Origin of the sequence: Enterococcus sp. 3H8_DIV0648 (assembly GCF_002140655.1) — a bacterium.
GTDB classification, from domain to species: Bacteria; Bacillota; Bacilli; order Lactobacillales; family Enterococcaceae; genus Enterococcus_A; species Enterococcus_A hulanensis.
This window is the reverse complement of the sequence record NZ_NGLG01000022.1, coordinates 1-1,263: the sequence shown is the minus strand read 5'-3', so window position 1 is coordinate 1,263 and position 1,263 is coordinate 1. Positions and strand designations below refer to the sequence as shown.

The 1,263-nt window shown below is 38.2% G+C and carries 1 protein-coding gene; it reads left to right on the top strand.

The genetic code is table 11. The annotated features are described in order from the left end of the window. The first annotated feature begins 221 nt into the window (after nt 1–221). On the top strand, nt 222–1,172 hold the full coding sequence (gene cysK / locus A5875_RS23105) for a cysteine synthase A (protein WP_088935940.1): 951 nt from the start codon (nt 222–224) through the stop codon (nt 1,170–1,172). Nucleotides 1,173–1,263: the final 91 nt, after the last annotated feature.

Sequence of the window (1,263 nt, the reverse complement as noted above, 5' to 3'; positions counted from 1 at the left end):
TTATTGTTTGACCTTTACTGACCAAAGTTATATATTGGTACTGTCTCTTATACACATCTAGATGTGTATAAGAGACAGATAAGTATAGAGGTTCGTACTTAAGAGAAACGAATGAACCTTAAGAAAATGTCTATATAGAGCTTTTAAAGTCGAAATTCTCGCATCTTTTCTTATTATTCGTTAAGATAACTTACATAAGGTAAGAAATGGAGCGAGGAAAAATGACAAAAATTTATAATTCGATTTTGGATACAATTGGCGAGACACCTATCGTAAAACTGAGACACATGACAACCGATGAGATGGCGCAAATTTATGTTAAGGTAGAATCATTTAATCCTGGCGGCAGTGTTAAAGACCGAATCGCATTGAGAATGATTGAAGACGCAGAAAAAAGTGGTAAGCTAAAAGCTGGAATGACAATTATAGAACCAACTTCTGGTAATACTGGAATTGGTCTAGCAATGGTTGGCGCAGCAAAAGGTTATCCTGTCACTTTAGTAATGCCGGAAACGATGAGTATTGAACGTCGCAAGTTGATGCAAGCTTATGGTGCCAATTTAGTTTTAACGCCCGGATCAGAGGGGATGAAGGGCGCGATCGCAAAAGCGAAAGAACTAGCAGATGAAAATGGTTGGTTCGTTCCAGCACAGTTTGACAATCCAGCAAATCCCAAAGTTCATGAAGAAACAACGGCTAAAGAGATCGTTAACGCCTTTGAAAAAAATGAATTGGATGCGTTTGTTGCAGGTGTAGGTACTGGCGGTACTATCACAGGTGTTGGAAATGAATTAAAGCGGATGTATTCAAACATCAAGATTTACGCGGTGGAACCAGAAGAATCTCCTGTTTTAGAAGGCGGACAATCAGGTCCTCACAAAATCCAAGGAATTGGTGCGGGATTTGTTCCAAGTATTTTAAATACAGAGATCTATGATGAGGTTTTACCAGTAAACAGCAGTGATGCAATGGAAACGGCTAGAGAAATCGCGAAAAAAGAAGGGATTCTAGTAGGTGTATCTTCAGGTGCGGCATTGTTTGCAGCGTTGAAGATAGCAAAAGAAATGAGTCCTGATCAGAAAGTATTGGTTTTATTACCGGATAATGGCGAACGCTATCTATCGACCGAATTATTTGAATTTAACCAATACCTGTCTCTTATACACATCTAGATGTGTATAAGAGACAGATATTAAACTTGTTCCGAAGTTAAAGAACTTCAATAATAAATCTATAGGAGTGATTTACAGTGAAAATTGGCGT

Excerpts from the sequence above, each read along its gene's own strand:
- cysK (WP_088935940.1), top strand. The coding sequence starts at position 222 with ATGACAAAAATTTATAATTCGATTTTGGATACAATTGGCGAGACACCT.